A 6,331-nucleotide genomic window follows, 5' to 3' on the forward strand; every position below is an offset into this window, starting at 1 on the left:
GATGCCTCGGTGCCCGCTCAGCGCTGCAGGAAGGCCGGCACGCCGCGCCCTTGCGAAGCCAGGAACCGCATCATCGGATCGACCACCGCGCGTACCGCGGGCCGCGCGCCCACGCGCTCGCGCCAGGCCACGAGGCGCGGCGTGGCGTCGGTCATGCCGGCGCCCTTGCGGTCGGCGAACACATGCGCCATGTAGAAGGCGATGTCGGCGAAGGAGTAAGGGCCGGCCAGGTATTCGCGCGTGGCGAGCAGGCCCTCCATCTCTTCGTAGAAGCGCGCGCAGCCGGCGCATGCGGCCACGGCCGGCACGCTCTGCATGGCGTCCTGCAAGCCGAAGAGCTTGATGACGTTCGGAAAAAACACCTCGTCCGACTTCTGCTCCAGCTGCCGCGCGCGGGCCCGATCGGCAATGCCCTCGGGCCACAGCGCGGGCTGGGGGTATCGATCTTCGAGGTACTCGAAGATCTGCGTCGAGTCGAACAGCGCCACCTCGTCGTCGACCAGCACCGGCACCTGCTGCTTCACCGGGTTCACCCGCAACACCTCGGGGTGCTTGGGCTCGTAGGCGTCGTCGGTGGTGAACGGCACCATGGTGAGCTCGAAAGTGATGCCTTTTTCGTACGCGGCGATCTGCACCTTCGCACCGAACATGCTGAGGGGGCCGGAGTAAATCTGCGTCGTCGTCATGCCCCCGACTTCAACAGAAACCGCGCGTCAGGTCGAGCCCCAGACTTCCTGCGCCGTTTCGACCACGAGCCGCAGCTTGTTGCGCTGCGCTTCGACGGCGATGTTGTTGCCGTGCACCGTGCTGGAGAAGCCGCACTGCGGCGACAGCGCGAGCTGGTCGAGCGAGGCGTACTTGCTGGCGTCCTCGATGCGGCGCTTGAGCTCGTCCTTGTCTTCCATCTCGCCGAACTTCGTGGTCACGAGGCCGAGCACCACCGTCTTGCCCTTGGGCAGGTAGCGCAGCGGCTTGAAGTCGCCCGAGCGGGCGTCGTCGTACTCCATGAAGTAGGCGTCGAGGTCCATCTCTTTCAGCAGTGCCTCGGCCACGGGCTCGTAGTTGCCGGCCGCGGCGTGCGTGCTCTTGAAGTTGCCGCGGCACAGGTGCATGGCCAGCAGCATGCCCGGCGGCTTCTGCGCCACCACCTTGTTGATGAAGGCGGCGTAGCGGTGCGGCAGCTCGTTCGGGTCGTCCCCGCGCTTGCGGGCGGCTTCGCGCATGTGTTCGTCGCACAGGTAGGCGAGGTTGGTGTCGTCCATCTGCACGTAGGTGCAGCCGGCGGCGGCCAGCGAGCGCAGTTCGTCGCCATAGGCCTTGGCCACGTCGTCATAGAACACCGGGTCGAGCTCGGGGTAGGCGTCCTTGCTGATGCCCGCGCGGCCGCCGCGGAAGTGCAGCATGGTCGGCGAGGGGATCGTCACCTTCGGCGTGCGGCCGACCGACACCTGGCTCTTGAGGTACTGGAAGTCGGCGAGCTGGATGTCCTTCACGTGGCGCACCTTGTCGATCACGCGCATCGCGGGCGGCGCCAGTTCCTCGGTGCCGTCGGGGCGGCGGATGGTGACCGGGATGTCGGTCTTCACGCCGCCGAGCTGGTCGAGGAAGTCGATGTGGAAGTAGGTGCGGCGGAACTCGCCGTCGGTGATGCTTTTCAGGCCGATGTCTTCCTGGAAGCGGACGATCTCGGTGATGGCCTTGTCTTCGACCTCGCGCAGTTGCGCGGGCGTGATCTGGCCCTTGGCTTTCTGCTCGCGGGCTTCGAGCAGGTACTGCGGGCGCAGGAAGCTGCCCACGTGGTCGTAGCGGGCGGGCAGGGCGGCATGCTGGGACATGGAATGAACTCCGTCGTGACTGTGAACGAGCGGAATCCTAGCGCCTTCGTGAAAATCCTGTTTGTATACGTAGACGTCAGTGTTTACCCTTGAATAAGGGGTTCAACTCTGGAATTCTTCGCTGTTATGTATACATTGCGTATTCATGAAGACGCCCACGATCGCCTTTCCGCTCAACGCCTGGTATGCCGCCGCCTACGACGTCGAAGTGCGTCACGCGCTGCTGCCACGCACCATCTGCAACCAGAAAGTGGTGCTGTTCCGCCGCACCGACGGCCAGGTGGCCGCGCTCGAAGACGCCTGCTGGCACCGGCTGATGCCGCTGTCGCTGGGCCGCCTCGAGGGCGACGAGCTGGTCTGCGGCTACCACGGCCTGGTCTACAACAGCCAGGGCCGCTGCACCCACATGCCGAGCCAGGAGACGCTCAACCCCTCGGCCTGCGTGCGCAGCTTTCCGGTGGTCGAGAAGCACCGCTTCGTGTGGATCTGGCCCGGCGATCCGGCCAAGGCCGACCCGGCGCTGGTGCCCGACATGCACTGGAACGACGACCCGGCCTGGGCCGGCGACGGCAAGATGATCCGCGTCCACTGCGACTACCGCCTCGTGGTCGACAACCTCATGGACCTCACGCACGAGACCTTCGTGCACGGCTCGTCGATCGGCAACCGCGAGGTGGCCGAGGCGCCCTTCGTGGCCACGCACGGCGACCGCTCGGCCACCGTGACGCGCTGGATGGAGAACATCGACGCGCCGCCGTTCTGGGGCAACCAGATCCGTCATGCGCGCGGCTACACGGGCAAGGTCGACCGCTGGCAGATCATCCGTTTCGAGGGGCCGTGCACGGTGAACATCGACGTCGGCGTGGCCGAGGCGGGCAGCGGCGCGGTGCCGTCGAACGACAACGCCGGCGACCGCAGCAAGGGCGTCAACGGCTACGTGCTCAACACCATCACGCCCGAGACCGACAAGACCTGCCTGTACTTCTGGGCCTTCGCGCGCAACTACTGCCTGGGCGAGCAGCGCCTCACGCACGAGCTGCGCGAGGGCGTGTCGGGCATCTTCCGCGAGGACGAGATCGTGCTTGAGGCGCAGCAGAAGGCCATCGACGAGCACCCCGACCACCAGTTCTACAACCTCAACATCGACGCCGGCTCGATGTGGGCGCGCCGCCTCATCGACCGCATGATCGAGAAGGAGCGGCCCGCGCGCGCCGCGATCCCGATCCGTCCCGCCCCAGAGAGCCAGGCCGCGTGATGAAGGTCGCCACCGTCTCTCCCGCCGAGCCCGGCGACAGCGGCAGCTCGCAGGCCGTGAAGGCGCAGTTGCGGCTGCGCGAAATGATCCTGGCGGGCGAGCTGCCCGGCGGCGCACGCATTGCCGAGGTCGCCATTTCCGAACAGCTCGGCGTGTCGCGCACGCCGGTGCGCAGCGCGCTCATGCGACTCGAACAGGAAGGCCTGCTCGAAGCGCTGCCCAACGGCGGCTATGCGGTGCGCACGTTTTCCGAACGCGACGTGGCCGATGCCATCGAGCTGCGCGGCACGCTCGAAGGCCTCGTGGCGCGGCTGGCGGCCGAGCGCGGCGCGGCGCCCGTGGTGCTGCGCGAAGCGCGCGCCTGCCTCACGCGCATAGACGAGCTGCTGCGCGAGCCCGCGCTCGACGACGCGGCCTTCTCGCGCTACGTGACGCACAACGAGAAATTCCATGCGCTGCTGTGCGAGATGGCGGGCAGCCCCGTCATCGCGCAGCAGCTCGAACGCGTGGTCAACCTGCCGTTCGCCTCGCCCTCGGGCTTCGTCATCGTGCAGGCCAATTCGCCGGCCGCGCGCGACATGCTCGTGATCGCGCAAGACCAGCACCTGCAGGTGCTCGACGCCATCGAGTCCGGCGAGGGCTCGCGCGCCGAGGCGCTGATGCGCGAGCACAGCCGCATCGCACGGCGCAACCTGCGCGAGGCGCTGCACGGCACGCCGAGCGCCGAACAGCGCCCGCTGCCGGGCGTGCAACTGATCCGCCGTCGCGGCTGATCGACGACTTCTTTTTTCTTTCTTTCCCCGCTGGTGTTCCCCGATGAAAAGCGATCTTCAATGGATGCAGGCGCAGGTGGTGGCGCTGCGCGACGTCACGCCCACCGTGCGCGAGTTCACGCTGCGCCCCGACACCGACTTCGTCGCCGCGCATGAGCCCGGCGCCCACCTGCAGGTGCAGGTGATGACCGAGCAGGGTCGCGTGCAGACGCGCTCCTACTCGCTGGTGGGCGAGGGCGACGGCAATTGCTGGCGCATCGCCGTCAAGCGGCTGGACGACGGCCGTGGCGGCTCGCGCGCCATGTGGCGCCTGGCCGAGGGCGACCGGCTGCAGGTGAGCGCGCCGCAGAACCACTTTCCGCTCGACCTCGCGGCGCCCGGCTACCTGCTCGTGGCTGGCGGCATCGGCATCACGCCGCTGGTGCTGATGGCGCAGCGCCTGGGCGCGCTGGCCCGACGCCGCGGCGTGCCGGTGGCCATGCTGTACGGCGCACGCCACGCAGGCGAGTTCGGCTATCTCGACACCCTGCGCGACGCGCTGGGCGAGGCCGGCGTGCAGGCGCACGAAGGCGCCGCGCCCATCGACTTCGACGCCGCCATCGCCGCGCTGCCACCCGGCGGCCAGCTCTACACCTGCGGCCCGGTGCCGATGCTCGAAGCCGTCAAGCGCGCCTGGGCCGCGGCGGGCCGGCCGCTCGCCGATCTGCGTTTCGAAACCTTCGGCAGCAGCGGCCGCCTCGCCACGCAGGCCTTCACCGTGCGCATTCCGCGCCACGACCTGTCGATCACCGTGCCGGCCGACTGCACCCTGCTCGATGCGCTCGATGCGGCCGGCGTGCAGACCCTGTCGGACTGCAAGCGCGGCGAGTGCGGCCTGTGCGCCATGGACGTGCTGGCCGTGGACGGCGAAGTCGACCACCGCGACGTGTTCCTGAGCCCGCACGAGAAGCAGGCGACCACGCGCATCTGCGCCTGCGTGTCACGCGCCGTGGGTACGCTCACGCTCGATTCCGCGTACCGCCCGGACCGTTGAAAACATCGGTTGCGCGATCATCGCGCAACCATTCGACTGATCGCGCAACAAAGACCCGTGCGGCGGGTGGGTAGGTGGTTGCCTGCTCCGTCAATTGTTGCGAATTGTTCAAAATACGCCCGGTTTCGCGTTCCGTCCCTCAAAGGAAAAATTCCATGCAAAGACGCCATCTCATCCAGACCGCCGGCCTTTCGGCGATTGCGCTCGCCACCGCGCTGTCGCTGCCTGTGGCCAGCGCCCAGGACAACAAGTTCAAGATCGGCCTGATCCTGCCGATGACGGGGCAGTCGGCCTCCACCGGCCGCCAGATCGAGGCCGCCGCGCGCCTGTACATGGCACAGAACGGCGACACCGTGGCCGGCAAGAAGGTCGAGCTGATCGTGAAGGACGACACCGGCCTGCCCGACGTGACCAAGCGCCTGGCGCAGGAGCTCATCGTCAACGACAAGGTCAACGTGATCGCCGGCTTCGGCATCACCCCGGCCGCGCTGGCCGCCGCGCCGCTGGCCACGCAGTCGAAGACGCCGCAGGTCGTGATGGCCGCCGCCACCTCGAGCATCACCGAGGCCTCGCCCTACATCGTGCGCAGCAGCTTCACGCTGCCGCAGGTGTCGGTGGTGATGGGCGACTGGGCGCCCAAGAACGGTGTGAAGTCGGTGGTCACGCTGGTCACCGACTACGGCCCCGGCAACGACGCCGAGAAGTTCTTCAGCGACCGCTTCCAGCTCAACGGCGGCAAGGTGCTCGAGAAGCTGCGCGTGCCGCTGCGCAACCCCGACTTCGCGCCGTTCCTGCAGAAGGTGCGCGACGCCAAGCCCGACGCGCTGTTCGTCTTCGTGCCCTCGGGCGCGGGCGCGGCGGTGATGAAGCAGTTCCTGGAGCGCGGCATGGACAAGGCCGGCATCAAGATGATCGCCACCGGCGACGTGACCGACGACGATCAACTGAACGACATGGGCGATGGCGCGCTGGGCGTGGTCACCTCGCACCACTACTCGGCCGCACACCCCTCGGCGCTGAACAAGAAGTTCGTCGAGGCCTTCCAGAAAGCCAACCCCAAGATGCGCCCCAACTTCATGGCCGTGGGCGGCTATGACGGCATGCGCGTGATCTACGAAGCGCTCAAGACCACCAAGGGCCAGGGCGGCGGCGAAGCGCTGCTGGCAGCCATGAAGGGCCAGGTCTTCGAAAGCCCGCGCGGCCAGGTGCTGATCGATGCGCAGACGCGCGACATCGTGCAGGACGTGTACCTGCGCAAGGTTGAAAAGAAGGACGGGCAGCTCTACAACATCGAGTTCGACGTTCTGAAGGGCGTGAAGGACCCGGGTAAAGCCAAGTAATTTCGCTTCGCCGGTGGGAGCGCTGCTGTTCAGGGCGGCGCTCCCGCCGACGGGGTGCCTTGCTCCGCGAATGTCCCCCGCCCTTCGGGCTCCTC

The 6,331-nt window shown here is 67.7% G+C and carries 6 protein-coding genes; 4 read left to right on the forward strand and 2 right to left on the reverse strand.

Features of this window, described 5'->3' with window-relative positions; genetic code table 11:
- Positions 1 to 17: 17 nt before the first annotated feature.
- Complete coding sequence (locus tag AC07YS_RS18255; RefSeq protein ID WP_495268712.1) at positions 18 to 686, reverse strand: glutathione S-transferase family protein; 669 nt, start codon at positions 684 to 686, stop codon at positions 18 to 20.
- Between the two features lie 27 nt (positions 687 to 713).
- Entirely contained in the window at positions 714 to 1,835 is a 1,122-nt protein-coding gene (locus AC07YS_RS18260) for a 5-methyltetrahydropteroyltriglutamate--homocysteine S-methyltransferase (protein WP_495268713.1), read from the reverse strand.
- 145 nt (positions 1,836 to 1,980) lie between these two features.
- On the opposite strand from AC07YS_RS18260, the gene AC07YS_RS18265 reads away from it, so the two are divergent.
- The 4 genes from AC07YS_RS18265 (at position 1,981) to AC07YS_RS18280 (ending at position 6,236) form a co-directional block, all read left to right on the forward strand.
- Positions 1,981 to 3,090 carry an aromatic ring-hydroxylating dioxygenase subunit alpha gene (locus tag AC07YS_RS18265; RefSeq protein WP_495268714.1) on the forward strand — a complete coding sequence of 370 codons (1,110 nt, stop codon included), beginning with the start codon at positions 1,981 to 1,983 and terminating at the stop codon, positions 3,088 to 3,090.
- The gene (locus tag AC07YS_RS18270; protein ID WP_062470623.1) at positions 3,090 to 3,863 is read left to right on the forward strand and encodes a GntR family transcriptional regulator; all 774 of its coding nucleotides are present in this window, start codon (positions 3,090 to 3,092) and stop codon (positions 3,861 to 3,863) included. The genes AC07YS_RS18265 and AC07YS_RS18270 overlap by 1 nt, the downstream gene beginning before the upstream one ends.
- Positions 3,864 to 3,906: 43 nt before the next feature.
- Positions 3,907 to 4,896 carry a PDR/VanB family oxidoreductase gene (locus AC07YS_RS18275; RefSeq protein ID WP_495268715.1) on the forward strand — a complete coding sequence of 330 codons (990 nt, stop codon included), beginning with the start codon at positions 3,907 to 3,909 and terminating at the stop codon, positions 4,894 to 4,896.
- A 155-nt stretch (positions 4,897 to 5,051) separates the two neighbouring features.
- Complete coding sequence (locus AC07YS_RS18280; RefSeq protein ID WP_070059658.1) at positions 5,052 to 6,236, forward strand: ABC transporter substrate-binding protein; 1,185 nt, start codon at positions 5,052 to 5,054, stop codon at positions 6,234 to 6,236.
- The last annotated feature ends 95 nt before the right edge of the window (positions 6,237 to 6,331 follow it).

This window comes from Variovorax sp. GW458-11-26-14-LB1, assembly GCF_059423965.1.